Source organism: Luteimonas sp. FCS-9 (assembly GCF_001014645.1).
Taxonomy (GTDB): Bacteria; Pseudomonadota; Gammaproteobacteria; order Xanthomonadales; family Xanthomonadaceae; genus Luteimonas.
Genome location: NZ_LASZ01000005.1, coordinates 1 through 23,261, shown reverse-complemented (window position 1 = coordinate 23,261; position 23,261 = coordinate 1). Strand labels below are relative to the sequence as shown.

The following is a 23,261-nucleotide window of genomic DNA, read 5'->3' as shown; positions in this document are numbered from 1 at the left end:
CGGTTCCGCTTCGCCTCGTCGCATGCTCGTGGCGCAGGAGCTGATTCAGCCGCTATGCCGTGAGCAAACCGAACGCCACGTCGGCTTCAACGCACGCCGGAGCCCAGCGCCGATTACGCGTTCTCTGGGCATTTCCAGGAATCGTAGGGCACGGGATTTTGGTCGATGTAGGCTTTTACTTTCGGTGGCAGGGTGACGTAACGACCTCCGTGTGCGCCCTGGTCCGGTCCTTTGGGTTCAACTTCAGCTTTCTGGCAAAGCGCTTCGATCCGCTCGCTTCCAGGGCTCTTCACCCAGACCTTGACCCAGCCGCCAGGTGCCAGCCCGACGACGACAGCATTGCGATATTCCTGCCTTCCTGGCACCGCGATCGAATTGGCTTTCTCCAGCATCAACGCACGCATCTCGTCGGGGATGTCCAATGTGATCCGATAGGTCTGCGGCTCCACCAGCGACTGCCAGCGGACATGGATGCGCCGCGGCAAGTCGGCGCCGACGACATACCGCCCCTTACCCATGCTCTGGGTGACGGGCCAACCGGCAGCGTCGCCGGAATGCGCCACGGCCACGGTGCCGCTTCGATAGCCCGAGAACACACGGCCGCGGACATCTTCGATCGCTGCATCCTCGGTCCATACTTCCATGTAGTGCGGTGCGAGAAATCCAAGCCGCCATGCCTCGTAAGGCAGTCGCGCATTCGCGGCCCCCGAGGCGCAGGCAGCCAACAACAGCGCGAGTAGCGCACCAATTCCAATTCGCTTCATAGCCTGTCTCATCGATTCGGCAGAATGTTTCGTTGACCGCTTGGATCGGGACGACTGGCGTACACCAGTTCAAGCGACACGGGATTGCGCCCAAGTGCATAATTCCAGTGGGACGACTGATGTAGGTACTTCCTTCTCAATAGGGCTTCTTCTTGTTTGATCAAAGCTTGGCCGTTGATCAGCTTGTCAGCCAAGGGAAGGAGCTCGTCCGTCAGGCTCATATCGGGCACATCGTCTGGCGATTGCCTCCAAGGTACGCCACCTTCGCTCGCCTTCCGATGCATCAATCTCAGCGGAATCAGCTGGTAGCGCCAATCCACTGCGCGCTCCAGGCTGACTGCGGCATAGATTCGCAGCGCTCGATCGGGCTGCACGCTGTGGCTGCCTGCGCGACGCCGCGACTGCCATTGGTGCCACACCTCCACCCGCACCGTCTCTGCGTCGGCGTCGAGTTGCTCGCGCCAACGCGCGCACTCCGTTGCCGCTCGGCGAAACGCCCGACTGCGCTCGAGTTGGCCGCGATCTGGCGCTTGCCCGGGCGCAAGCCCTTCGGCAGGCTCGTCGAAGCCGACAGGCTTTGTCAGCAGCAACGGCCCCTCGCGGTCGCGGTGATAGCCGCCACCGATATCGGAATGCACGCCAGGCAGCACAATATCCCCATGGGGCGGGTCCGCACTGGTCAGCATGAAGTTGGCTCGCCGCTCGTCTCGGGCCACGAGATGGACGACTTGGCGCGCGCATCCTGCCGGCAAGGCCATCTGGACGCCTCCCGTCCGGCCGTCGCGCACGTTCAAACCATCGGCCAGGCTGCCGATCGCCGAGACTGAATCGAATAGCCCGACGAACTCCACACTTACGCTTTCGACGAACTCGAAGTCAGGTGTGTAGCGCACGCCGCTGCCCAGTAGCGCACCTGCCAAGGGGCCATGCCCCTTGCGATTGACCTCATGCACGAAATGTCGTGCTGCGGCCGCGCCCCGCGAGAAACCAAAGACATCAAACTCGATCGCCTCCACCTCTGCGCCGGATGCGTTCGCGACGAAGGCTGCCAGTTGCTCTGGAATACTTCGAGACATCGTCTCCGAGACCCGCGCCAACACGCCGCTCCGTCCGGTTCCCAGCCCCTGGGACAGCAAGTCGTCCGCTTCTCCGGCGAGTGTGCCGATACCGTCCACGTAGATCGGAATACAGTAGCTGGTGTCGCTTTCGCTCCATGACTCGCTCGAACTGTCCTCATACAGTTCGTACAGCCGCGCCACGTTGGTAATGCCATTGTCGTAGCTGCTGCCCGGCTTCAGCATGTAAGGGCGGCAGTGCTCGGCGATCGCGGCGCGGTCCTCGGCGTCCTGGCCGAGCGCGTCGGCCGATGAGGCCCGGCACTGCGCGCCGAGCGCAATGTTGGACGCGTTGTTGTTGGTGCCGTCGAAAAACACGCCGATGCGCAATGTCACCGCCGTGGTCGGTTCCTCCGCCGGTGCGGACGAGGCCTGCAGTGGTGTCTCCAAGGGCGCTGGCGCGGGGGAGGCGGCGAACAGGCCGCCGACCCCGGCTGCCGCACGGCCGACATTGCCGCCCGAATCGATGAACACGCGATACTGCTTGTTGGACAGCACGCTGCAACCGCAAGCCAGCCGATCACCATCGCGCGCGACGGGCTGGCCATCGATGACGAGCGTCAGGTCGCCGGTCACGATGGGGAAGGTGCCCTTGTGTTTGGGGCACGTGGCGTGGTCGTTGATGCGCGAGACCGGCTTGCCTTCGATGTCGGTGAACGGCGAACCGCTGACGACCACGCCGCCGCCACTGGTCGGATCGCCGACCACGATCAGGTGTCTTGCCACGACACCGCCTCCTCACGTCCTGTGATGGCCGGACTTTACCGCAGCCGGCAGGGGCCCGCAGCGGGCTGCGCGACGAAGGCGTTGATCTGCAATGGCGCCATCGGCGCCGTCCAAGAGCCGTCCAGTTCGCTCCAGCCGATTGGCGGTGCGACCTGCTCTCAACCTCGCCGTACCGACGCGCAGTGCGGGTTTGATTCAACGCGCGATGCCTTGGTCAACCTGGCTTTGTCCCCGCTGTCGCATCCGCGTCCTGCAGCGCCTGCTCGCCCACCTGCTCCATGAGCGTACGCAGCGCCACGCCTGCTTCGTAGATCGCATCGCCGAGCGCGGGCACGCTGTCGGCTTCCAGTTGCCGCGGGTCGACCGACGAAAGCACGTCGCCCTGTGCGACGATGAGGCGGATGAGGCTGTCGAAGCGGTCCACCTGATCCAGGCTGATGCCGAACGAGGGGAGATGGCGGCCCATGTCAGCGCTCCGCGCTGTCGAGCGTCAGCGTCAAGACGCCGGCGTCGGCCTGGATGCGCAAACGCGCGCCGACGGTGAATCCCATCGCTTCCAGCCACAGGCCGCGCAAGCGCAGATAGGGCACTTCGTCGTCGTTCTCGTAGGGTTCGCGTGCGGGGTAGTGCTGGGAGCCGACCGTGCAGCGCCGTGGCTGGCGCGCACGGCGGGGCGGAGTGGGGCGGTCGTGATCCAGCGCGGTTGGCATAAGCAGTTCGGAGCGCGACGTCGGCGCCGTCGTGGGGACATCGGCCCGGCGCGCGGCGGCGCGGGCGGTCTGGGGCGGGTGAGGCATGGCAATCCTCCGTGACGGACAGGCGCGCGCATGCGCGCGCGAACGCGGTCGAGAACGGAGCCGGGCGCGCCGTTCGGCAACGGCCGCCGAAGGCGAGCCCGGCTCCGGGGCCGATCAGTGCAGCGAGGCGTGCGTGGCCGGCTGCGGCATGGCGCCGTACACCGGACGGTCTTCACGCACGCCGCCCTGCGCCTTCGCGGCGCGCGGGATCCGCTGGTCCTGCACGCGGTCCAGGATGTCCCGCACGGCGTCCGCGCCTTCCGAGATCGCCAGCCCCAGCACCGGCACCGTGGCATCGGCCAGATCGTCCTCATGCCCGGATGCGAGGACATCGCCATGCGCCATCAGCGTCTGCACCAGCCGGTCGAGCGCGTCGGCCTGGTCGATGGTGACGCCGAAGACGTAGGCCTCCGGCACGTCGGCCGTATTCGCCGGCGGAACCGACGCCGCATCCTGCGTCGCGTACGGTCGCGCTTCCAGTTCGCCGGCGGATTCGGCGGGGGCTTCGGTCTCGGGCACGGCTGCACGCGTGTCGGGTTGCTTGCCTTGCGACGGCCGCCACGCCATCGCCTCCAGCACCAGTTCCGCCTGTTCGGCCAGCATGGCCAGGCACGTGGCCAGTTCGCCGTGGCTGACTTCGGGCGGATCGTCCTGCTCCTCGTCGTACGTGCGCGGCTCCGCCAAGCGCGACAGGAATTCCATGTGGTCGCGCAGTTTCGCCAGCCGCGTCCTGTCGTCTTCCGGCAGGAAGTAGCCAGCCCGTTGGCTCTCGTTCGATTCGCGGTTCGACATGATGTTGCCTCCTTCATTCCATCGAAGTGGCCCGCCCACCGGATGGCGGACGGGAAGTCGGGAGGTTAGAAACCGCAGACAGACGGCGGGCGTATTTCCCCGAAGGGTGTTGTATTAGCCGCCCTCCCGACGCAGGCATCGCGTCGGTTGTGCCCGCAAAGCGCCGGGCACAAAAAACCCACCAGGTTGTCGGAGGTGGGTACCGCTGTCTGAGGAGTTTCTACGCTCCGTAGTCGAGCTTGCTAGCGAATTGTGCGGTTGTCAAGTAGTACTGAGCGCCTCCGAAGAAGTTCCGTGAGCCGAAATTCCTCTTCTTGAGCCGGGGGGACGGAAGTGGGGAAGCTGGGCAAGCTCTTCGGGATTGGACTCCAGAGCTCCTTGCTGCTCAATTGCGGGGGGCGTCGGTAGTTCCCGGCATTCTCCAAGGCTTCGCTACGAGGCGTGCGGCTTGAATACTAGGGCTAGCTACGAAAACATCTGTCACCATCGGCGCGAAGGTCCAGAGTTGGGGCGCCGCTGCGTTGCAAAGCGTTTGCCCCGGGAGTTGCTGGTGGGTACGTGTGAGCGTATCGAGGGTCAAAAGGAACTTGATTGATGGGAATCTATCTGCGTAAAAGCGTGTGGGTGGGGCCGTTCAGATTCAACCTCTCCAAGGGTGGAGTCGGTGTGTCTGTCGGCGTCAAGGGTCTTCGCGTTGGGACCGGCCCAAGAGGCAACTACGTCCACATGGGGCGGGGCGGTATCCATTACCGCGCGACGCTTCCAGCGATTTCGGGTTCACAAAGCACGCCTAGGGTGCCCATGCCGCCGCCCGCTTCGCTCGATTGGAGCGATGTGCCCTCAGGCACGCATGGTCCTATGGTCGACATCGATTCGGCGCTCGCAACAACAATCGTTGATTCGTCATCGGCGGAACTGCTGGATGAACTGAGCGACAAGCAGCGGCGTGTCCGCTTTTGGCCATGGGCTCTCACGGCGCTACTCACCGCCTTGCTGATCCTGTTTATGCGAGGCGCTCCGGTCTGGGCAATTTGGGTCGCCCTCCTTGTCGGTGGGATCGGCGTTGCATGGGCTTACTACGCCGATCTCCTGCGCAAATCTGTCGTGCTCCTTTACGAGCTCGACAAGGATATTGAGCAGGCACTCGAAGCATTCCACAGGGCAGCCGATGGAATTGCGGGAGCGTCTCGCGTGTGGCACATTTCGGCGCGCGCACATGTGCATAATGCGAAGTATCATGCGGGTGCCAGTGGCCTTGTAAAACGTAGGAAAACGCGCGTCTCTCGCGCTGCACCGCCTTTCGTGAAGACGAATGTAGAAACGATTGCAGTGGAGGTCGGTGCTCAGACGCTCCACTTCTTTCCAGATCGCGTCTTGATCTACGACAGCTCTGGTGTGGGTGGCGCGTCATTCGGAACCCTGCGCCTTGAAGCGGGCCCTACAAGCTTTATTGAGGATGAGGGCGTGCCTTCTGACGCGACGATTACGGGCTACACCTGGCGGTTCGTAAACAAGCGCGGCGGGCCGGACAAGCGATTTAAGAATAATCATCAGATTCCGATCTGCGCCTACGATCGCCTCGGAATCACCAGTGCGACAGGGATCGACGAGCTGCTGCACGTCTCCAAGGGGGGCGCCGCTGTCGCATTCGCGACGCAGCTGCAGGCCCTCTCTCGAGTTGTGAAATCCTAGGTGGTAGTTTGAGTTGCAAAATGCCGACATCGGCGATAAAAGGCAACTTGGAGTCGTCGCCTTGGGGTCCGTGGCAGGATCGGGAGTCGAATTGCCGGGCTCGAACGGCACTTACGAAAATTGCGTTAGGCGGCACCGCGAGGAATTGCTCTTCACCAATCGAAAAGGAGGCTCTTCATGGCAATCAAACCGGGTCCAAAGCCAATCGCTCCATCGACAGGCGAGCCTGATAAGAGGAGGCGAGATAACAAGGAAACGCCTGGAAATACGCCTTCGCTCAAGCCGCACAAGCACAAGCCAAACAAGTAGTCCGCCTAAAGCGTAAGCGCAGGATGCGGTGTCGCCTAACGACCATGCCGCGTTGCCAGCTCATCAGGGCGTGATCGCGTGATATGTCCATCGGAGCAAAATGGAATTTGCAGCCCTTGATGTTGAAACGGCCAACGCTGATCTTGGCAGCATTTGCCAGGTTGGCGTTGCGTTTTTTCGAGACGGGCGACATGTCGATTCGTATTCGGCGCTCGTCGATCCGGAGGGTGAATTCGATGCCTTCAACGTCGACATCCATGGGATCACCGAAGCAGATGTCCGCGGCGCGCCCACATGGCCGCAGATTGCCGAAGCACTCAGGCAGCGCCTGGACGCGAGTGTCGTTGCCTGTCATACCCCGTTCGATCAGGGAGCGGTTCGCCGTGCTTGTGAACGCTATGGCCTGAGCGTGCCCGTCTGGCAGTGGCTCGACACCGCACGCGTTGTCCGGCGGGCATGGCCGGATCGCTTTGGCGCGCGTGGATATGGCCTGCGTCCGGTGTCCGCGTTTCTTGGTATTCGCTTCGAGCACCACGATGCGCTCGAAGACGCGCGCGCAGCCGGGGAGGTGCTCTGCCGCGCGAGCGGGGCGCCAGGGCTGACGCTCGCCGACTGGCAGGGGCGCGTGCGGCGTCCGATCGATCTGAGCACTGAGGGGCACGTAACGCGCCTCGGGGACTGTGAGGGGCCGCTCTTTGGGCAGATCGCGGTGTTCACAGGGTCGTTGGAGATCCCGCGGCGTCATGCCGCTGATCTGGCGGCGAAGGCAGGCTGCGACGTCGCTGCTAGCGTCAGCAAAAAGACGACGCTTTTGATCGTTGGAGATCAGGACGCGCGTAAGCTCGCTGGGAAGACCAAGAGCGCCAAACATTTGAAAGCGGAAGCGCTTATTGCGAAGGGATACGCAATCCGTGTACTGCGCGAGTCCGACTTCAAGCAGATCGTGGAAACCCAAGCGATTTGCTGAGCCCAGCGGAGCCCCTAGCGAAGGATCAGCTGATCGCCTAGTGCCAGATGCGCGAGCGTGCCCGCGCCGCCCATCAGGTTTACGCCATGAGGCTCTGCAAGCTCGATCGCTGCCAAGCGCGAAGCAGATCTGCCGCTTCTGTCGTAGGCGATCGCGACAAGCCCTGACTCGATAAATACAAGCACAGACGCACCAATCGGCACGCACCGTTCGCCTTTGCGCTCAACACCTGCGTCCACAAGGACGAGCTGGTAACCGGCTCGATGCAGGTCAGCGCTCACGTGCCAGCCCGCTTTTAGGGCTGCAGCTGCGGCAGGCGAGGGCAGATGGGGTTGTGAGCGGGGGCAGCCGCTTGCGGACGCTAACGGGCCTTTTGGCGAAGGAAGGGCATTCGTTCCGACAAGCCGGATGGAGCCCCGGTTGCCACTTCGCACGCTCGGGGGCACTGCTCGAAGCGCGGGCACCTCGGCCGGAGCCACGGCGACTTCCTGCGAGATCGGCGCGGAGGAGGGTTGCTCAGGATATGATCGATCACCAAGCGCAAGAGTGAGCAAAAACCCTGTAAGCACCGCGCCCGACGCGACGAGTGGCGCCCAATCGGCGGCGCCGCGGGGCGTCCAAGAAGCGGTGGCGGTGGGAAGCGCGTTCAGCATGCTCGGATGCTAAGCCCGCCTCGCTCAGGTGCCAAGGTTTTCGACTAGAATTCTGCACAGGACAGGGAGATCCGATATGACAAGCGAATTTGAGCAGATGCCCTTTGGTTCACACACCTTCGCGGAGAACCCGGAAAACCGGTGCGCGTGCCTCTTGCTCCTCGACACCTCGATGTCGATGAACGGCCCGGCAATTCAGCAGCTCAACGAAGGGCTGATGCAGTTTCGCGAAGAGCTTACCGCCGATTCTCTTGCCGCCAAGCGCGTTGAGGTAGGGATCGTAACTTTCGGCCCCGTACAGACGATGACGGAGTTCGTAACCGCCGACAGCTTCTATCCGCCAACGCTTGCGTGCACTGGAGATACGCCGATGGGCGCTGCGATCGAGCAGGGGCTCGAGATGCTTCGCCAGCGCAAAGAGATCTACAAGGCCAACGGCGTGTCTTACTACCGCCCGTGGATCTTTCTGATTACCGACGGCGCGCCGACCGATAACTGGAAGCGCGCAGCCGAGCTCGTGCGTGAGGGCGAGGCCACTAAGAATTTTCAGTTCTTCGCCGTGGGCGTGCAGGGCGCAGACATGGGGACGCTGCGTCAGATTTCCGTGCGCGCGCCGCTGAGCCTGCGGGGACTGCAGTTCCGCGAGCTCTTTAGCTGGCTATCCAACTCCATGAGCGCCGTCTCGCGCTCCACGCCTGGCGACGCTGTTCCATTGCAGAATCCGGCCGTTCCCGAAGGATGGGCGACGGTTTAATGGATCTCCAGGCGTGGCGGCTGGCAGCCGCATCTGCGCTCGGAGCTTCGCACTCGAAGACAGGTGCGCCCTGTCAGGACGCGCATGCCTGGGCGCTCTTAGGTGAGGACCCTGTCTTGGTGCTGGTGGCCGCGGATGGCGCCGGTAGCGCTTCTCGGTCTGACAGCGGCGCGCAGCTTGCAACCGCAGAGCTTCTCGACTCGGTGCGCGGTTTTTTTAACGATGGCAATGAGCTACGTGCGCTCACGCGCGAAACCGCACAGGCATGGATTCGCAATGTCGTGGCCAGGATCAGCCATCGCGCGGAGCAGGATGGGATGGCGGTTCGCGAGTACGCCTGCACGCTGCTTGCGGCGATCGTATCCCCGGATCATGCATGCTTTTTGCAGATTGGCGATGGCGCGATGGTCGTGCGTCCGCGTGGAGATGATTGGGCCTACATCTTCTGGCCACAGCATGGCGAGTTCATCAATCAGACGGTGTTCGTAACCGACCCGGCCGCGATTGACAACGTCGAATTTTCATCGCAAGTCGGCCCAATCGATGAAGTTGCCGCATTTACCGACGGTATCGAGGCGCTTGTGTTGCACTATGCATCCCAGACGGTTCACGGCCCGTTCTTCGACCAGATGTTTCAGGCTGTGCGGGCCTTGCCGATGGGCGGCATTGACCAAGAGTTGTCTGAGAAGCTCAATGAATATCTGTCGTCGCCTGTCGTATGCGAGCGGACCGATGACGACAAGACGCTCATCTTGGCAAGCCGCTTGCCGCCGTATCAGCCGATTGCACTGTCTGCCGAGGCGCCCTGAGTGAGCGCGCCCGACGTCCGCGGCAGCGCGGGCCGGGTGGTCCTCGGCACGCTCCTCGGGAAGGGTGGCGAGGGCTCAGTCTACGAAGTGAGTGGGCGGCCCGAGCTCGCAGCCAAGATCTACCTCGCGCCTGCGAACGAGGAGCGGAGCGCAAAGCTCGCAGTAATGCCGAGCCTGCGCACATCTGTGATCAGTCAGCTCACTGCGTGGCCCATCGATGTGCTCCGCCAGCCAGACGGGAAGGTGCGCGGGTTTTTGATGGAGAACCTGCGCGGCTCCAAGGACATCCACAGGCTCTACAGCCCCAAGAGTCGCCTCGCGGATTTCCCAAATGCCGACTGGCGCATGGTGGTGCGTGCCGCGCTCAACACGGCGCGTGCCTTTGCGGCGCTTCATCAGGCCGGGCACCTCGTTGGAGACGTCAATCATGGCGGCGTTCGCGTCGCATCAGATGCGACTGTGCGACTGATCGACACCGACAGCTTTCAGGTGTCGCATCAGGGGCGCGTGTTTCGCTGCGAAGTCGGTGTCCAGGACTTCACCCCTCCAGAGCTCCACGGGAAGGCCTTCGCATCGATCACGCGTACTGTTAATCATGACAACTTCGGTCTAGCGGTCCTGATTTTTCAAATGTTGCTCAACGGCCGCCACCCATTTGCAGGGCGCTACAGCGGCCCAGGGGACATGCCGATCGAGAGGGCGATCCCGGAATTTCGATACGCGTATACCGCAAACGGCGCTGCGCTGCGCATGCAGCCGCCTCCATTTAGCGCGCCAGCATCGGCGGCGTCTGCGCCGGTGGCGCAGCTTTGGGAGCGTGCGTTTGGGCAAGCGGGCACGGCTCCGGGCGCGCGTCCGTCCGCGCAGGAGTGGATCAAAGCGCTTGAGGTGGTCGAGAGAAAGTTCGCTCGGTGCTCCGCCCACCCCGCGCATTACTACTACGGCGCGCTCAGCGCGTGCCCATGGTGCCCAATCGAGCGGGCCGGCATTGCGCTCTTTGGAATGCCCCTTGGATCGGCGCCGCCAGTGCAAAGCGGCCCCACGAATGCTGACGCGATCTGGCGCGACATCCTGTCAATCGCGCTCCCTGCTTGGCCCGCGCCGCCACAGGTGCCGGCGGTCCTAGCCTCTCCTGCGATCGCGGCCTTGGGGCAACGCAAAGGCGTATGGCAGACGGTGGCATGGGCGGTCGCGCTCAGCGTTATTCTGCTCGGCGTGCTGGTCAGCGTTGATCTGATCCTTCTGTGGGGACTTTTGGGCGCAGGTCTCGGTGTTTGGATCAACAGCCGTGGACGCAGCGACATAGCACCGATCGAGAGTCGATTTCGCCAGGCAAAGGATCATTTCGAGGGTCTTTGCGTGCGATGGCGCGAAGATCGTGCGGATGCCCAGTTCCGCGCCAAGCGTCAAGGCTTGGACGCGCTGAAAACTGAGCTGGGCCAACTGCAGCAAAAGCGCGATGCGCGCTACAGCCGGCTTGTCCAGGATCGCCAGACGCACGCGCTGCGCGTCTACTTGGATCAGTTCGAGATTGAACGAGCCTCGATCCCTGGGATCGGCGCCGCGAAGAAGGCAATGCTTGAGTCTTTCGGCATCGAGACGGCGGCTGATGTCGACAAGCGCGCCGTCATGAATGTGCCTGGATTTGGACCGGCGCTTACGGAGCGGCTATTGAAGTGGCGGCGCGGGCTAGAGGGGAAATTTCGGTTCAATGCGAGCGGCGGCGTTGATCCAAGGCTTGTTGCCGACCTTGACCGCAGCATTGCGGTTCGCCGGGCTGAAATTCTCAAGGAACTTCAGGCCGGCAGGGCAGATTTGCAGCAGATGCGACAGGTAGCCACCGCTCAGCGTCAAGCGCTTGAGGGCGCGATGCGCGATGCGGTTGGGCGATACGCGCAGGCACGTGCCGACGCGCGGGCTATTGGCATTCGCGGCGCCTGATTGTCCTCTGAGCACGTGGGTTCTGGCCTTCCAAGGAGGCGCTCTCTTGCAACAAGATGAACTTGAACTGCGCTTGCGCATTCGAGAGCAATCTTTGTAACCAATGGTGAGGCTGCGGCTGGCCGGACACGTCGGCCGCTTCCGGCAAAATCGGCCATTCTTCGTTATGCTCACCAACGATCCAGCCCGCCTCGACGGCCCCCCCCCCGCAATTGAGTAGCAGTCTGCTTTGGAGTCCAATTCCGAACGAGAAGGAGATTGGACGTGAAGAAGCGTTTCAACGAAGAGCAGATCATCGGCTCTCCTGCGAGAGGCCGAGGTTGGCTGACTTGCCCCCAGTAGCCGTACCACCAGTTACTGGGAGGAGGTCAGTCTTTTAGTAGGATAGTTCCGGAACTGCTTGGCCGAAGCCTCGGTCATCTGCATAACTTGCGACGAGGGGGATTGCTCGGCCCATCCATGGGCCTCGCCCCTCCGGCGCGGGCGCCTGCGGGGCCAGCCCTCTGGGCTGGCCGGATTCGCTCCAGGCGAATCCGTCGAGCCGGGGGCCTTCATCAAGTCCCCGCACACCCCCAGAAACGCAAAACGCCCCTTGCGGGGCGCTTTGCGTTTCTGGCGGAGAGAGGGGGATTCGAACCCCCGAAGCGCGGTTTAGACGCTTACACACTTTCCAGGCGTGCTCCTTCAACCACTCGGACACCTCTCCGGATCTGTCCCGCGCGGGCCGCGGGGCGGCACGCTGCGACGGCTGGACCGCCGCGGGCCGGCCATTCTAGCTGGGCCTGGGCCCGGTCACAAGGAAGGGGGACGGCCATGGCAGAATAGCGGCATGTCCTATCTCGTCCTCGCCCGGAAGTGGCGTCCGAAGCGGTTTGCCGAGCTGGTCGGGCAGGAGCACGTCGTGCGTGCGCTGACCAACGCGCTGGAGACCGGCCGCGTCCATCACGCCTTCCTGTTCACCGGCACGCGCGGCGTCGGCAAGACGACGATCGCGCGCATCTTCGCCAAGAGCCTGAACTGCGAGCGCGGCACCTCGTCCGACCCGTGCGGGGAGTGCGAGACGTGCCTGGCGATCGACGCGGGGCGCTACATCGACCTGCTGGAGATCGACGCGGCCAGCAACACCGGCGTCGACGATGTGCGCGAGCTCATCGACAACGCGCAGTACATGCCCTCGCGCGGCCGGGTGAAGGTGTACCTGATCGACGAGGTGCACATGCTCTCGAAGTCGGCGTTCAACGCGCTGCTCAAGACGCTCGAAGAGCCGCCAGGGCACGTGAAGTTCCTGCTGGCGACGACCGACCCGCAGAAGCTGCCGGTCACCGTGCTCTCGCGCTGCCTGCAGTTCAACCTCAAGCGGCTGGACGAGGACCAGATCCAGGGCCAGATGACGCGGATCCTCGCGGCCGAGGGCATCGCGGCGGATGCGGCCGCGATCCGGCAGCTTTCCAAGGCGGCCGATGGCAGTCTGCGCGACGGGCTGTCGCTGCTCGACCAGGCGATCGCTTACACCGGTGCGGGCGGCGAGGGTGGTGCGCTCGCCGATGCGGCGGTCGCGACGATGCTCGGCAGCGTTGACCGCACGCGCGTCGGCAACCTGTTGTCCGCGTTGGCGCAGGCCGATGGCGCGCGGCTGATGGCCGAGGTCGTGGCGCTGGCGGAGTTCTCGCCGGACTGGTCGGGTGTGCTCGACGCGCTGTCCGAAGCGCTGCACCGGATCCAGGTGCGGCAGCTGGTGCCGGAGGTCGGCATCGAGGCCGAGGGCCTTGATCTCGATGCGCTGGCTGCGTCGGTGCGGCCGGAGGTGGTGCAGCTGTGGTACCAGATGGCGCTCAACGGCCGCCGCGACCTGGGCCTGGCGCCGAGCCCGCGCGCGGGCTTCGAAATGACCGTGCTGCGGATGTTTGCGTTCCGCCCGGCCGAAGGCGGCAACGCCGGCGCGCCTGCGGGCAGCGGTACCGGGCAGGGCCGGGTGTCGGGGCCGGCCGCGGCGCGGGCCGCGCTGGGCGATGCGTCTTCGCCGCCGCCGCGGGCCGCCGCACCGGCACCCGAGGCCGTGACACCCGCGCGTCCGGCAACCCGTGCGCCGGTCGATGCAGTGCCGATGGCGGCTGCCGGCCAGGGCATCGACATGCCGCGCAAGGCGGCTCCAGCCCCGGTATCGGTGCCTGCACCGACGCCCGAGCCCACGCCTGCGCCCCGTGCCGAGCCGCCCGCAGCCCCCGCGCCGCGCGCCGAGCCGGCGCCGTCGGCCGCCCGGACGTCGATGGCACTCGATGCCGACGGCTGGCTGGATCTCGTGGCCGATCTGCCGCTGCGCGGCCCGGTGCGCGAACTGGCCGCCAGCGCGGCGTTCGTCGCGCTCGAGGGCGAGGTGCTGAAACTGGCGCTGCCCGAATCCGACGAGCACCTGAAGGCGCCGATCATGGTCCACCAGCTGGCGTCCGCGTTGGCCGGGCCGCTGGGCGCGACGCCGCAGATCCGCTTCGAAACCGCAGCCGCACGCACGGCGCCGACGCTGCACGAGCGCAATGCGCAGCAGCGCGATGCGCTGCAGGCGGCGGCCGGGCAGAATTTCCTCTCCGATCCGGACGTGCAGCGCCTGATGTCGCAGCAGGGCGCCCGACTCGTACCGGATTCCATTCGCCCCTACGACGAACAAGGACTTTGATGATGCGTGGAAATATCGGCCAGCTGATGCAGCAGGCCCAGAAGATGCAGGAAAACATGCAGCGCGTGCAGGAAGAGCTGGCCAACCTCGAGGTCGAGGGCAGCGCCGGCGGCGGCATGGTCAGTGTCACGTTGACCGGCGCCAAGGCCTGCCGCAAGGTGCGCATCGACCCGTCCGTGCTGTCCGACCCGGAGATGGCCGAGGACCTGATCGCGGCCGCCTTCAACGATGCGTCCAACAAGGTCGACGAGGAATCGAAAGCGCGCATGGCTGGCGCCACCGCCGGCATGCCGTTGCCGCCGGGCATGAAGCTGCCGTTCTGAGGAGCCGGGAATCGGAATTGGGGAATCGGGATTCGGGAAACCGGGTCACGCGGACTGACGCGCTGTCCAATCCCCCCTCACAACGCACCCATCACGGCCCATGTCCCTGCTCGAACAACTGATCGATGCGTTGCGCGTGCTGCCCGGGGTCGGGCAGAAGTCGGCGCAGCGCATGGCCTATCACGTGCTCGGGCGCGGGCGCGAGGGCGGGGCGCGGTTGGCGACGGCGCTGGCCGAGGCGGTCGAGAAGATCGGCCACTGCGCGCGGTGCCGCGATTTCAGCGAGACGCCGGTGTGCCCGACCTGCGCCAGCGCGTCGCGCGATGCGCAGACGCTGTGCGCGGTCGAGACGCCGGCTGACCGGTTGGCGATCGAGCAGGCCACCGGCTACCGCGGGTTCTACTTCGTGCTGCAGGGCCGGCTGAGTCCGCTCGACGGCATCGGCCCGCGCGAACTGGGCCTGGACCTGCTGGCCGCGCGGCTGGCCGAGGGCGAGGTGCGCGAGCTGATCATCGCCACCAACCCCACCGTCGAGGGCGAGGCCACTGCGCACTACCTGGCACAGATCGCGCGCCAGCACGGCGTGCGCCCGAGCCGCCCCGCGCACGGCCTGCCGCTCGGCGGGGAACTGGAGTTCGTCGATCGCGGCACGCTGTCGCACGCGTTCGGTAGCCGCAGCGAAGTCGAGTAGCGGCGCTCGGCGGCGATCGGCGATCCGGGTTGTGGCGATGATCGGTGGCGGCGGTATGCTCTGGGGCCATTGCGCATCGCCAACGGTTCATCGCCCATGACCATCTTCCACAAGATCATCCGCCGCGAGATCCCGGCCGACATCGTCTACGAGGACGAACACCTGATCGCGTTCCGCGACATCGGGCCCCAGGCGCCGGTGCACGTGCTGTTCGTGCCCAAGCAGGACTACGCGACGCTCAACGACGTGCCCGAGGATGCGCCGGAAGTCGTCGGAAGGCTCGCAGTCGCCGCGGCGCGCTACGCGAAGGCGCAGGGCTTCGACCAGGACGGTTACCGCATCGTCATGAACTGCAACGAGCACGGCGGGCAGACGGTGTTCCAGATCCATCTGCACCTGCTCGCGGGCGCGCAGCTGGGGCGGTTTGGGACGCCGGCGTAGGGGCGTTTGCGCGCGGTGGAGCGTATTGGGAAAGCGTCATCGCGCGCGAGCGCGCTCCTACAGGTCAGTGCGTCACCAGTAGCCCCACCACGGCCAAGGCGCGGGGCGGGCCAGCACGTCGACGGTCTCGCGCACCGGCCACAGGTAGACGACGTCGGCGTCGATGCGGGGGAAGCGGTAGTCGTACTCGCCGATCCGGCGGCTGTCGTAGCCGGCGATGCGGCCGGTGAAGGTGACCTCGCGGTTCTTCTCGAACACCGCCGGGTCGTAGAAGCCGGCGCGGCACGCGATGAAGCGGCCGTTGGTGTCGTCGCTGGCCCAGTACGGGCGGCCGGTGACGGTGAGCCGGGTGGCGATCATCTCGAAGCAGGTCGCGTCGGGCCGTGGCTCGACCTGGACGATGCGCCCGCCCCAGCGCACCGCGGTGCCGGTGTAGTCGCCCTGGACGGCGGCGTGCGGCGTGGGCGTCTCGGCGAATCCGCCCTGCAGGGGCTTGGGTTGCGAGGCGCAGGCACCGAGCAGCAGCGCCAGGGCGCTGACGGGCAACAGGCGGGCAGGGCTCATCGGGAGGTCTCCTTCGCGGCGCGGGCGGCGGTGGGGCGATGCGCGCGCAGGTCGCGCGCCAGGGTGGGGTCGGCCGGGTCCGGAGCGTAGCGCGCGGCGACGAAACGGCGGGTGAGGGCGGCCAGCGCCGCCGAATCGCCCGTCGCGGGCCCGATGCGCACGATCCAGGCCGACGCGGGTTCGTGTGGCAGGCGCGCGAGGCCGAGGCGTGCGTAGCGCCGCCCCAGCCGGTGCCAGGCGCGCAGCAGCGGGTCGGTCTCGCGATCGCTGCGCGCGATCAGCCACAGCATGCCACCCAGCGCCAGCAGCGCGGCGACGGCGAGCAGCGCGACCAGGCCGGCGGCGCCCAGCCGCGCCAGGCCCAGTCGCTCGAGCATCGCCTGCTGGCGGTTGGCGTCGAAGCCGAGCACGAAGTCGTTCCAGCCGCGGCGCGCCCAGTCGCCGAGGTCGAAGATCGGCGCGAAGCGTGCACCGCCGGGCCGCCCGGCCGCGAGACGGTCCTCGAGCGTGTCGTAGATGCGTTCGGGTGCGACCGCGGCGGTCGGGTCGACGCGTACCCAGCCGCGGCCTTCGAGCCAGACCTCGCTCCAGGCGTGGGCGTCCATGCGCCGCACCAGCCAGTAGTCGCCGTAGGCGTTGCGGCGGCCACCAACGTAGCCGGTGACCACGCGCGCGGGAATGCCGGCCTCGCGCATCAGCACGGTGAATGCCGAGCTGAAGTGCTCGCAGAAGCCAGCTTGGCGGTCGAACAGGAACTCGTCGACCGCGTGGCGGCCGGGCAGCGGGGTGTCGAGGGTGTAGGCGAAATCGCGCTCGATCCACGCCAGCGCGCGCGCGACCAGCGCCGCGTCGTCCGGGGTTTCCGCGCGCCATTGCCGCGCGAGCGCGCGGGTGCGCGGGTTCAGCGCGGCGGGCACGCGCAGGGCATCGGCGCGGAAGGTGTCGGGCAGGTCGGTTTCGAACCGCAGCGGTGGCGCCGAGCGCAGGCGCCAGCGGCTCACGCTGTCGAGGCGGCGCGGGCTGCGCAGCGTGTAGTCGCGGCCGCCGCGCACGCCGTCTGGCAGCGCGGTGGGCAGGTCCAGCGCGACCAGCAGGTCGCGCCCGGTCGGCTCGATCACGACTTCGTAGTCCCAGGCCGGTGCGGCATGGGCGACCAGGTCGGGCGCGGGCGGCGGCTGCCGGCGGGCCATCGTCCAGGTGCGGCCGTCGTAGTCGGTGAGCGTCGGACCGCGCCAGTACATCTGCGAGACCGCGGGTTCGGGGCCGGCGAACGTCGCGCGCAACGCCGGCGAATCGTCAGCCAGCAGGTCGAGCCATTGGCCGGCGCCCATTTCGTCCGACAGCCCCGGCGTGGCCGACGAGCGCTCGGGCACGCCCCACAGCGGCGTGGACAGGCGCGGGAACAGCCAGAACACCGCCAGCGCGAGCGGCAGGCCGAGTGCGACCAGGCGCAGCGCGGTGCCCAGCTGCCGGCGGGCGCCGCCCGGCGCGAGCCCGGATTCGGCGTCCGACAGCCCGAGCAGCGCGACCACGACCAGCAGCGCGCCGGCCAGGCCCAGTGCCAGCGACAGCGGACCCTGGTCGAGCAGGAACGTGGCGAACGGTGCGAACAGCGCGAAGCCGAGCAGGCTGCGGGCGTCGCGCAGCGTGCGCAGTTCGGACGGCTTGACCGCCAGCATCGCGGCGAGCAGCGCGCAGCCGGTGTCGCGCCCGATCGCGCCGCCCGCCTGCGCGAGTACCCAGGCCAGCAGCGCGAGCGCGGCGCCGCCGCGCAGCCAGCCCGGCAGCATGCGGCGGCCGGAGACCGAAACGACCAGGGCGCCGACCGCCGCGACGACGATCGCCACTGTCGGCGGGAGCTGCAGCAGCAGCGGCAGCAGGCAGACTGCTGCGGCCAGCAGCACGCGCCGCCGGCCGGCGACGTCCAGCGGGTGGCCAGAACGCGCGGTCACGGCGCCTCCGGCAGCAGCGCGAGTGCGCTCAGGCAGGCCTGGCGGTGGTGCGGGCCGCGATCGGGGCCGAGCGGCGGATGGCCGGGCACGCGCAGCAGCGAGCGCACGCCGTCGCGCTCGGCCTCGTCGACCCAGCGGGCGAGCCGGCGGATGCGCGCCTCGTGGCCGAGGCCGCCCAGCGACGCCCAGTCGAGCACGACGTCGGCGCCCTGCGGCCGCTCGAACTCGCGTACGACCAGGGCGTCGCGCCGGGCCGAGACCTTCCAGGCGATCGCGCGCCGCGCATCGCCCTGGCGCCATTCGCGCAGGTGGTGGAGGTCGTCGCCGGCCGGGTGCAGCCGCGCCTGCGCGTCCTCGCCGGCGCCGCGCGGCAGCGCCGGGCCGTGCGCCTCGGGCGCGGGGTGGACCAGCAGTCGGGCGTCAGGCCGTACCCAGGCCCATGCGCGCGCCAGCCCGAGTGGTCGGGTGCTGGAGATGCGGATCCGCGGCGCGGGCATCCAGCCGCGGCGCTGCGTCGGCAGGGCCAGCGTGGTCTCGCCGCCGGTCTCGTCGAGCGACAGCGGCGCGGCGATGGCGTCGTCGCAATCGACCCGCAGGCCGCGGCGTTCGCGGCCCGGCGGCGCGCCGACGTGCACGTGCAGCGGCATCGGCCGGCCGGCGGCGACCGGCTCGCCGCGCACGGCGCGCACCTCCAGCCCGCCGAGCTGCAGTTGCGTCCACAGCAGGCTGGCCAGCGTCGCGCCGCCCAGCAGCAGGCACAGCAGCAGCGCGGGATTGTTGTTGTAGTTCAGCGCGCCGGCCGCCATCGTCGCCAGCAGCGCGATGACGAAGCCGCCGAACGGGGTCGGCAGCACGTAGATCCGGCGGCGGTCGAGGCGGACGGGCAGCGCCTCGGGGCGTCGCGGACGCATCCAGCCCTCAAGGCGGCGCAGGCCAGCGGTAGCCATCGGGTCAGTCGACCGGCACGGCCTGCAGGATGCCGGCTGCCAGCGCGTCGCCGTCGCCGGCATCGTCGGCGACCAGCCGGTGCGAGGCGATCATCGGAAACAGTCGCTGCACGTCGTCGGGCAGCGCATGCGCGCGGCCGTCGAGCAGCGCCAGCGCGCGCGCGGCCCGCAGCAGCGCCAGCCCCGCGCGCGGCGACAGACCGACGCGGACGCCGGGATGGTGGCGGCTGCGCGCGAGCAGCGCCTGCACGTAGTCGACCAGCGCCGGGCTGGCGTGGATCGCGGTGGCCGCGGCACGCATCTCGCGCAGGTCGGACTCGCCCAGCTGCGGCAGCGTGCCGGCGATCAGCGTGCGCCGGTCCTCGCCGGCGAGCAGGGCGCGTTCGGCGTCGCGGTCGGGATAGCCGAGGTTGAGCCGTAGCAGGAACCGGTCGAGCTGCGAGTCGGGCAGCGGATAGGTACCCGACAGGTCGACCGGGTTCTGCGTGGCGATGACGAAGAACGGGTCGGGTAGGGCGTGCGTGGTGCCGTCGACGGTGACTTGGTGCTCGGCCATCGCCTCGAGCAGCGCGCTCTGCGTGCGCGGCGGCGCGCGGTTGATCTCGTCGGCCAGCAGCACGTTGGTGAACACCGGGCCGCCGTGGAACTCGAAGCGTCGCGCGGCGCCGTCGTAGACCGAGACGCCGACCACGTCGGATGGCAGCAGATCGGAGGTGAACTGCACGCGCTGGAACCCCAGCCCCACGGTCGCGGCGATCGCGTGGGCGAGCGTGGTCTTGCCCAGGCCCGGCAGGTCCTCGATCAGCAGGTGGCCGTCGGCGAGCAGCGCGACGAAGGTCATCGTGACCGCGGTCTCCTTGCCGAGCACCAGGCGGTTGACCTGCGCGCGGGCCGACGACAGGGCGTCGCGCTGCGCGTCGGTTAGCATGGCGCGGGTCGTGGACGGATCGGGCATGCGCGGTCTCCCCTGACGACGTGTTCCCGAGTGTAGCGAGGTCGAGTTCAATGCGGCGGATGGAGATGCGCACGGTGTTCGTCGCGCTGTGGGTGCTGGTCGTCGTGCTGAAACTGGGCATCGCGATGCGGCTGCCGCTGTTCGTCGACGAGGCCTTCTACTGGCTCGAGGGGCAGCGCCCGGCGTGGGCGTACTCGGATCTGCCGGGGCTGACCGCGTGGCTGATCCGGCTGGGCACCGAGATGTTCGGCGACGGCTTGCTGGCGGTGCGGCTGCCGTTCGTCGCGATCTCGGCGCTGGTGCCGTGGCTGCTGGTGCGGCTGACCGCGCGCGAGTTCGACGCCGACGCGGCGTGGGTGACCGGCTGCCTGGCGCTGCTGCTGCCGCTGCTGGGCTCGCTCGGCGTGATGGCGCTGCCCGACGCGATGCTGGCGCTGGCGACGGTGCTGTGCCTGGATGCCGGCACGCGGCTGCTGCGCGGCGTGAGCTACGGCGCGGCGCTGCTGCTCGCGCTCGGCCTGGCGCTCGGCGCATTGAGCCACTACCGCTTCATCGCGGTCATCGCGGTGGGGATCGTCGCGCTCGCGTCGCTGCCGTCCGGCCGCACGGCGCTGCGCGATCCGCGGGTGTGGATCGCGATCGCGTTCGGCGCCGCGGCCTGGGGGCCATTGCTGGCCTGGAACCTCGCCAATGCCGAGGCGGGGCTGCGCTTCCAGATGGTCGACCGGCATCCGTGGGCGTTGCATGCCGACGGCTGGCAGTTCCTGGTGATCCAGGCCGGGCTGGTGACGCCACTGCTGTTCGCCGCGCTCGCGCTCGCGGCCTGGCGCATGCGGCGCATGCCCGACGATGCGGCGCGGTTCCTCGCGCTGTGCGGCGCGCTGATCGTCGCCGGCTTCTTCGCGCTGGGCTTCGTGGCCGACACCGAGCGGGTGAGCTTCCACTGGCCGCTGCCCGGCTACCTGGCGCTGCTGCCGCTGGCCGGCTTCGTGCTGCTGGGCTGGCCGCGCTGGCTGCGGCTGCTGACGTTGGCGACGTTGGTCGCCGGCTTCCTGCTGGTCAACGGCTACTACGTCGCGGTGTCGTCGCCGCAGCTGCGCGAGCGCGCGGCGGCGCTCAAGTGGTATCCGTCCAACTTCGCCGGCTGGGACGAACTCGCCGCCGCGGTCGGCGAGGAGCTGGCCGACATGCCGGACGACACGGTGCTCGTCGCCGACAACTTCAAGATCGGCGCGGAGCTCGGGTTCGCGCTGGGCGATCCGGACATCCGCGTGCTCGACCATCCGATCAACCGCCATCATGGCCGCGCGCCGCAGTTGGAGCTGTGGGGCCTGCAGCTCGACGATCGCGCCGGATTGGCGGGCCGTCCGGCGCTGGTCGTGGTCGGCGCGACGGACGTGAAGTTCAGCGCGCTGCTCGAGCGCTACCAGCAGTTGTGCGAACGCCTGGGCAGCCTGCCGGTGTCGCGCGTGGTCAACGTCGACCGGGGCGGGCAGCGTTTCCTGCTGGTGCGCCTCGACCGCGATGCGCCGGTGCCGGATGCGTGCGCCACGCCTGCGCTCGCGCACATCGATGCGCCCGCGTCCGGTGCGCGCGTGGCGGGGCGGGTCGAGGTGAGCGGCTGGGCGGTCAGGGACATCGCGGGCGTCGAGTCGGTCGTCGTGACGCTGGACGGCGTACCCGTCGCCACGGCGCACTACGGACTGCCCAACCACTGGGTCGGCGGCTTCCTGCAGGGACGCTCGCGCGACCCGGCCCAGCCGAATGTCGCGTTTGCCGCGACGCTAGACCTGCGCGACCGTCCGCCCGGCCTCTACTGGCTGGGCCTGGAGATCGTCGGCCGCGACGGCGCGGTCGAGCGCTGGGCCGAGCAGCCGCTGCGGGCGTCGGCGCCCGAGTGAGCCTCCCGGCTTGAGCCGCGCGGCCGGGCCGACGAGAATCGGGAGCCCGGCCGCGTCGCGGTCGTCGACGAGGCGGCTCCATGCACAACCTGCGCGTTTCCATCGTCCAGGGCGCCACGGTCTGGCACGACCCGGAGGCCAACCGCGACTACTACGGCGGCCTCATCGCGCCGCTGCGCGGCATCAGCGACCTGGTGGTGCTGCCCGAGACGTTCACCAGCGGCTTCAGCAACGACGCGATCGAGCGGGCCGAGGGCATGGATGGGCCGACGGTGGCTTGGATCCGCGCGCAGGCGGCCGCGCTCGACGCGGTCGTGACCGGCAGCGTGCAGCTGCGCGACGGCGACGGCGTCTACAACCGCATGCTCTGGGCCTCGCCCGACGGCGGCCTGCAGTGGTACGACAAGCGTCACCTGTTCCGCTACGCCAACGAGCACAGGCGCTACGCGCCGGGACGCGCGCGGCTGACGGTCGAGCTCAAGGGCTGGCGGATCAATCCGCAGGTCTGCTACGACCTGCGCTTCCCGGTGTTCTGCCGCAACCGTTTCGATGTCGAGCGGCCGGGGCAACTGGATTTCGACCTGCAACTGTTCGTCGCCAACTGGCCGGCGGCGCGTGCGTACGCGTGGAAGACGCTGCTGCGCGCGCGCGCGATCGAGAACCTGTGCTACGTGGTCGGGGTCAACCGCGTCGGTCACGACGGCAACGGTCTCGACTATGCCGGCGACAGCGCGGTGCTCGACTTCCTCGGCCACCCGCTGAGCGAATGCACCGACGCCGAGGTCGTCTCGACGACGACGCTGCTGGCATCGGAACTGGCCGCGCATCGCGAGCGGTTCCCCGCGATGCTCGACGCCGACCGCTTCGAGATCCTCGACACCTAGCGAGCCTCCCCCGCACGCGGGGGAGGGCTTCGATCGCGCGCGTAGGAAGACACGCGATGCCGCCTTCGCCTCCCCCGCGTGCGGGGGAGGCCGGCGCGCGGTGCGCGCCGGGTGGGGGCACGGGCTTTCCCGAGAGCGCCCCCACCCAACCCTCCCCCGCGATGCGGGGGAGGGCTTCGATCGCGCGCGTAGTGAAGACGCGCGATGCCGCCTTCGCCTCCCTCGCGTGCGGGGGAGGCCGGCGCGCACCGCGCGCCGGGTGGGGGGTACGGGCTTTCCCGAGAGCGCCCCCACCCAACCCTCCCCCGCAAGCGGAGCAGGGCTTCAATCGCGCGCGTAGTGAAGACGCGCGATGCCGTCTTCGCCTCCCCCGCGTGCGGGGGAGGCCGGCGCGCACCGCGCGCCGGGTGGGGGCGCGGGCTTTCCCGAAAAGCGCCCCCACCCAACCCTCCCCCGCAAGCGGAGGAGGGCTTCGATCGCGTGCGTGGTGAAGACGCGCGATGCCGCCTTCGCCTCCCCCGCGTGCGGGGGAGGCCGGCGCGCACCGCGCGCCGGGTGGGGGCACGGGCTTTCCCGAGAGCGCCCCCCCCCCAACCCTCCCCGCAAGCGGAGG

The 23,261-nt window shown here is 67.9% G+C and carries 21 protein-coding genes and 1 tRNA gene; 11 read left to right on the top strand and 11 right to left on the bottom strand.

The window, feature by feature from the left end; genetic code table 11:
* Positions 1 to 113 precede the first annotated feature (113 nt).
* The 5 genes from WQ56_RS18010 to WQ56_RS05880 all read right to left on the bottom strand — a co-directional run bounded on the left by WQ56_RS18010 (position 114) and on the right by WQ56_RS05880 (position 4,194).
* Positions 114 to 764, bottom strand: coding sequence for a DUF2931 family protein (locus WQ56_RS18010; RefSeq protein ID WP_082132240.1), 651 nt, complete (start codon positions 762 to 764; stop codon positions 114 to 116).
* A gap of 8 nt (positions 765 to 772) precedes the next feature.
* Positions 773 to 2,605 carry a PAAR domain-containing protein gene (locus WQ56_RS05895; protein WP_082132225.1) on the bottom strand — a complete coding sequence of 611 codons (1,833 nt, stop codon included), beginning with the start codon at positions 2,603 to 2,605 and terminating at the stop codon, positions 773 to 775.
* 214 nt (positions 2,606 to 2,819) lie between these two features.
* Positions 2,820 to 3,071: a hypothetical protein gene (locus tag WQ56_RS05890; protein WP_047136177.1), complete on the bottom strand. Its 252-nt coding sequence runs from the start codon at positions 3,069 to 3,071 to the stop codon at positions 2,820 to 2,822.
* 1 nt (position 3,072) lies between these two features.
* Positions 3,073 to 3,402: a SymE family type I addiction module toxin gene (locus tag WQ56_RS05885; protein ID WP_082132224.1), complete on the bottom strand. Its 330-nt coding sequence runs from the start codon at positions 3,400 to 3,402 to the stop codon at positions 3,073 to 3,075.
* 114 nt (positions 3,403 to 3,516) lie between these two features.
* Positions 3,517 to 4,194 (bottom strand): hypothetical protein, encoded by a 678-nt coding sequence (locus WQ56_RS05880; protein ID WP_047136176.1) that lies wholly within the window; start codon positions 4,192 to 4,194, stop codon positions 3,517 to 3,519.
* Between the two features lie 594 nt (positions 4,195 to 4,788).
* On the opposite strand from WQ56_RS05880, the gene WQ56_RS05875 reads away from it, so the two are divergent.
* Positions 4,789 to 5,886: a DUF4236 domain-containing protein gene (locus WQ56_RS05875; RefSeq protein WP_047136175.1), complete on the top strand. Its 1,098-nt coding sequence runs from the start codon at positions 4,789 to 4,791 to the stop codon at positions 5,884 to 5,886.
* Between the two features lie 409 nt (positions 5,887 to 6,295).
* On the top strand, positions 6,296 to 7,162 hold the full coding sequence (locus tag WQ56_RS05870; protein ID WP_047136174.1) for an exonuclease domain-containing protein: 867 nt from the start codon (positions 6,296 to 6,298) through the stop codon (positions 7,160 to 7,162).
* 14 nt (positions 7,163 to 7,176) lie between these two features.
* On the opposite strand, the gene WQ56_RS18565 is transcribed toward WQ56_RS05870, so the two are convergent.
* Entirely contained in the window at positions 7,177 to 7,443 is a 267-nt protein-coding gene (locus WQ56_RS18565) for a hypothetical protein (protein ID WP_156170390.1), read from the bottom strand.
* Between the two features lie 448 nt (positions 7,444 to 7,891).
* On the opposite strand from WQ56_RS18565, the gene WQ56_RS05865 reads away from it, so the two are divergent.
* Genes WQ56_RS05865 through WQ56_RS19260 form a run of 3 tightly spaced genes read left to right on the top strand, consistent with a single transcriptional unit; the run spans position 7,892 to position 11,319 of the window.
* Entirely contained in the window at positions 7,892 to 8,569 is a 678-nt protein-coding gene (locus WQ56_RS05865) for a VWA domain-containing protein (protein ID WP_047136173.1), read from the top strand.
* Positions 8,554 to 9,378 carry a PP2C family serine/threonine-protein phosphatase gene (locus WQ56_RS05860; RefSeq protein ID WP_047136172.1) on the top strand — a complete coding sequence of 275 codons (825 nt, stop codon included), beginning with the start codon at positions 8,554 to 8,556 and terminating at the stop codon, positions 9,376 to 9,378. Before WQ56_RS05865 ends, WQ56_RS05860 begins: the two co-directional genes overlap by 16 nt.
* Positions 9,379 to 11,319: a hypothetical protein gene (locus WQ56_RS19260; RefSeq protein ID WP_047136171.1), complete on the top strand. Its 1,941-nt coding sequence runs from the start codon at positions 9,379 to 9,381 to the stop codon at positions 11,317 to 11,319.
* 613 nt (positions 11,320 to 11,932) lie between these two features.
* Here the strand turns inward: WQ56_RS19260 and WQ56_RS05850 are convergent.
* A tRNA-Ser gene (locus WQ56_RS05850) sits at positions 11,933 to 12,025 on the bottom strand.
* A gap of 123 nt (positions 12,026 to 12,148) precedes the next feature.
* Here WQ56_RS05850 and dnaX point away from each other — a divergent pair.
* The 4 genes from dnaX to WQ56_RS05830 all read left to right on the top strand — a co-directional run bounded on the left by dnaX (position 12,149) and on the right by WQ56_RS05830 (position 15,445).
* The gene (dnaX, locus tag WQ56_RS05845; protein WP_047136170.1) at positions 12,149 to 13,990 is read left to right on the top strand and encodes a DNA polymerase III subunit gamma/tau; all 1,842 of its coding nucleotides are present in this window, start codon (positions 12,149 to 12,151) and stop codon (positions 13,988 to 13,990) included.
* 2 nt (positions 13,991 to 13,992) lie between these two features.
* Positions 13,993 to 14,313 (top strand): YbaB/EbfC family nucleoid-associated protein, encoded by a 321-nt coding sequence (locus tag WQ56_RS05840; RefSeq protein WP_047136330.1) that lies wholly within the window; start codon positions 13,993 to 13,995, stop codon positions 14,311 to 14,313.
* A 100-nt stretch (positions 14,314 to 14,413) separates the two neighbouring features.
* Positions 14,414 to 15,004, top strand: coding sequence for a recombination mediator RecR (gene recR / locus WQ56_RS05835; protein ID WP_047136169.1), 591 nt, complete (start codon positions 14,414 to 14,416; stop codon positions 15,002 to 15,004).
* Between the two features lie 96 nt (positions 15,005 to 15,100).
* A complete protein-coding gene (locus WQ56_RS05830) occupies positions 15,101 to 15,445 on the top strand; it encodes a histidine triad nucleotide-binding protein (protein ID WP_047136168.1) in 345 nt (114 codons plus the stop codon).
* 72 nt (positions 15,446 to 15,517) lie between these two features.
* Here WQ56_RS05830 and WQ56_RS05825 read toward each other — a convergent pair whose 3' ends face one another.
* The 4 genes from WQ56_RS05825 to WQ56_RS05810 are packed head-to-tail and all read right to left on the bottom strand — an operon-like array spanning position 15,518 to position 19,863.
* The gene (locus WQ56_RS05825) at positions 15,518 to 16,009 is read right to left on the bottom strand and encodes a Slp family lipoprotein (RefSeq protein WP_047136167.1); all 492 of its coding nucleotides are present in this window, start codon (positions 16,007 to 16,009) and stop codon (positions 15,518 to 15,520) included.
* The gene (locus WQ56_RS05820) at positions 16,006 to 17,961 is read right to left on the bottom strand and encodes a DUF3488 and transglutaminase-like domain-containing protein (protein ID WP_047136166.1); all 1,956 of its coding nucleotides are present in this window, start codon (positions 17,959 to 17,961) and stop codon (positions 16,006 to 16,008) included. The genes WQ56_RS05825 and WQ56_RS05820 overlap by 4 nt, the downstream gene beginning before the upstream one ends.
* Positions 17,958 to 18,908 carry a DUF58 domain-containing protein gene (locus tag WQ56_RS19025; protein WP_047136165.1) on the bottom strand — a complete coding sequence of 317 codons (951 nt, stop codon included), beginning with the start codon at positions 18,906 to 18,908 and terminating at the stop codon, positions 17,958 to 17,960. Before WQ56_RS19025 ends, WQ56_RS05820 begins: the two co-directional genes overlap by 4 nt.
* 4 nt (positions 18,909 to 18,912) lie before the next feature.
* Positions 18,913 to 19,863 (bottom strand): AAA family ATPase, encoded by a 951-nt coding sequence (locus tag WQ56_RS05810; protein WP_047136164.1) that lies wholly within the window; start codon positions 19,861 to 19,863, stop codon positions 18,913 to 18,915.
* A gap of 59 nt (positions 19,864 to 19,922) precedes the next feature.
* Here WQ56_RS05810 and WQ56_RS05805 point away from each other — a divergent pair, with 59 nt between their 5' ends.
* Both WQ56_RS05805 and WQ56_RS05800 read left to right on the top strand, forming a co-directional pair.
* Positions 19,923 to 21,764: a glycosyltransferase family 39 protein gene (locus WQ56_RS05805; RefSeq protein ID WP_231583362.1), complete on the top strand. Its 1,842-nt coding sequence runs from the start codon at positions 19,923 to 19,925 to the stop codon at positions 21,762 to 21,764.
* A gap of 80 nt (positions 21,765 to 21,844) precedes the next feature.
* Positions 21,845 to 22,648 carry an amidohydrolase gene (locus WQ56_RS05800; protein ID WP_047136162.1) on the top strand — a complete coding sequence of 268 codons (804 nt, stop codon included), beginning with the start codon at positions 21,845 to 21,847 and terminating at the stop codon, positions 22,646 to 22,648.
* Positions 22,649 to 23,261 lie beyond the last annotated feature (613 nt).

Bases quoted from the DNA above. Each gene is read 5' to 3' on its own strand.
- WQ56_RS05865 (WP_047136173.1), top strand. From the start codon at position 7,892: ATGACAAGCGAATTTGAGCAGATGCCCTTTGGTTCACACACCTTCGCG.
- WQ56_RS18010 (WP_082132240.1), bottom strand. From the start codon at position 764: ATGAAGCGAATTGGAATTGGTGCGCTACTCGCGCTGTTGTTGGCTGCC.
- WQ56_RS05860 (WP_047136172.1), top strand. From the start codon at position 8,554: ATGGGCGACGGTTTAATGGATCTCCAGGCGTGGCGGCTGGCAGCCGCA.
- WQ56_RS05805 (WP_231583362.1), top strand. From the start codon at position 19,923: ATGGAGATGCGCACGGTGTTCGTCGCGCTGTGGGTGCTGGTCGTCGTG.
- WQ56_RS05825 (WP_047136167.1), bottom strand. From the start codon at position 16,009: ATGAGCCCTGCCCGCCTGTTGCCCGTCAGCGCCCTGGCGCTGCTGCTC.
- WQ56_RS05810 (WP_047136164.1), bottom strand. From the start codon at position 19,863: ATGCCCGATCCGTCCACGACCCGCGCCATGCTAACCGACGCGCAGCGC.
- recR (WP_047136169.1), top strand. From the start codon at position 14,414: ATGTCCCTGCTCGAACAACTGATCGATGCGTTGCGCGTGCTGCCCGGG.
- WQ56_RS05880 (WP_047136176.1), bottom strand. From the start codon at position 4,194: ATGTCGAACCGCGAATCGAACGAGAGCCAACGGGCTGGCTACTTCCTG.
- WQ56_RS05800 (WP_047136162.1), top strand. From the start codon at position 21,845: ATGCACAACCTGCGCGTTTCCATCGTCCAGGGCGCCACGGTCTGGCAC.
- WQ56_RS05830 (WP_047136168.1), top strand. From the start codon at position 15,101: ATGACCATCTTCCACAAGATCATCCGCCGCGAGATCCCGGCCGACATC.
- WQ56_RS05890 (WP_047136177.1), bottom strand. From the start codon at position 3,071: ATGGGCCGCCATCTCCCCTCGTTCGGCATCAGCCTGGATCAGGTGGAC.
- WQ56_RS19025 (WP_047136165.1), bottom strand. From the start codon at position 18,908: ATGGCTACCGCTGGCCTGCGCCGCCTTGAGGGCTGGATGCGTCCGCGA.
- WQ56_RS05870 (WP_047136174.1), top strand. From the start codon at position 6,296: ATGGAATTTGCAGCCCTTGATGTTGAAACGGCCAACGCTGATCTTGGC.
- WQ56_RS05840 (WP_047136330.1), top strand. From the start codon at position 13,993: ATGCGTGGAAATATCGGCCAGCTGATGCAGCAGGCCCAGAAGATGCAG.
- WQ56_RS05875 (WP_047136175.1), top strand. From the start codon at position 4,789: ATGGGAATCTATCTGCGTAAAAGCGTGTGGGTGGGGCCGTTCAGATTC.
- WQ56_RS05885 (WP_082132224.1), bottom strand. From the start codon at position 3,402: ATGCCTCACCCGCCCCAGACCGCCCGCGCCGCCGCGCGCCGGGCCGAT.
- dnaX (WP_047136170.1), top strand. From the start codon at position 12,149: ATGTCCTATCTCGTCCTCGCCCGGAAGTGGCGTCCGAAGCGGTTTGCC.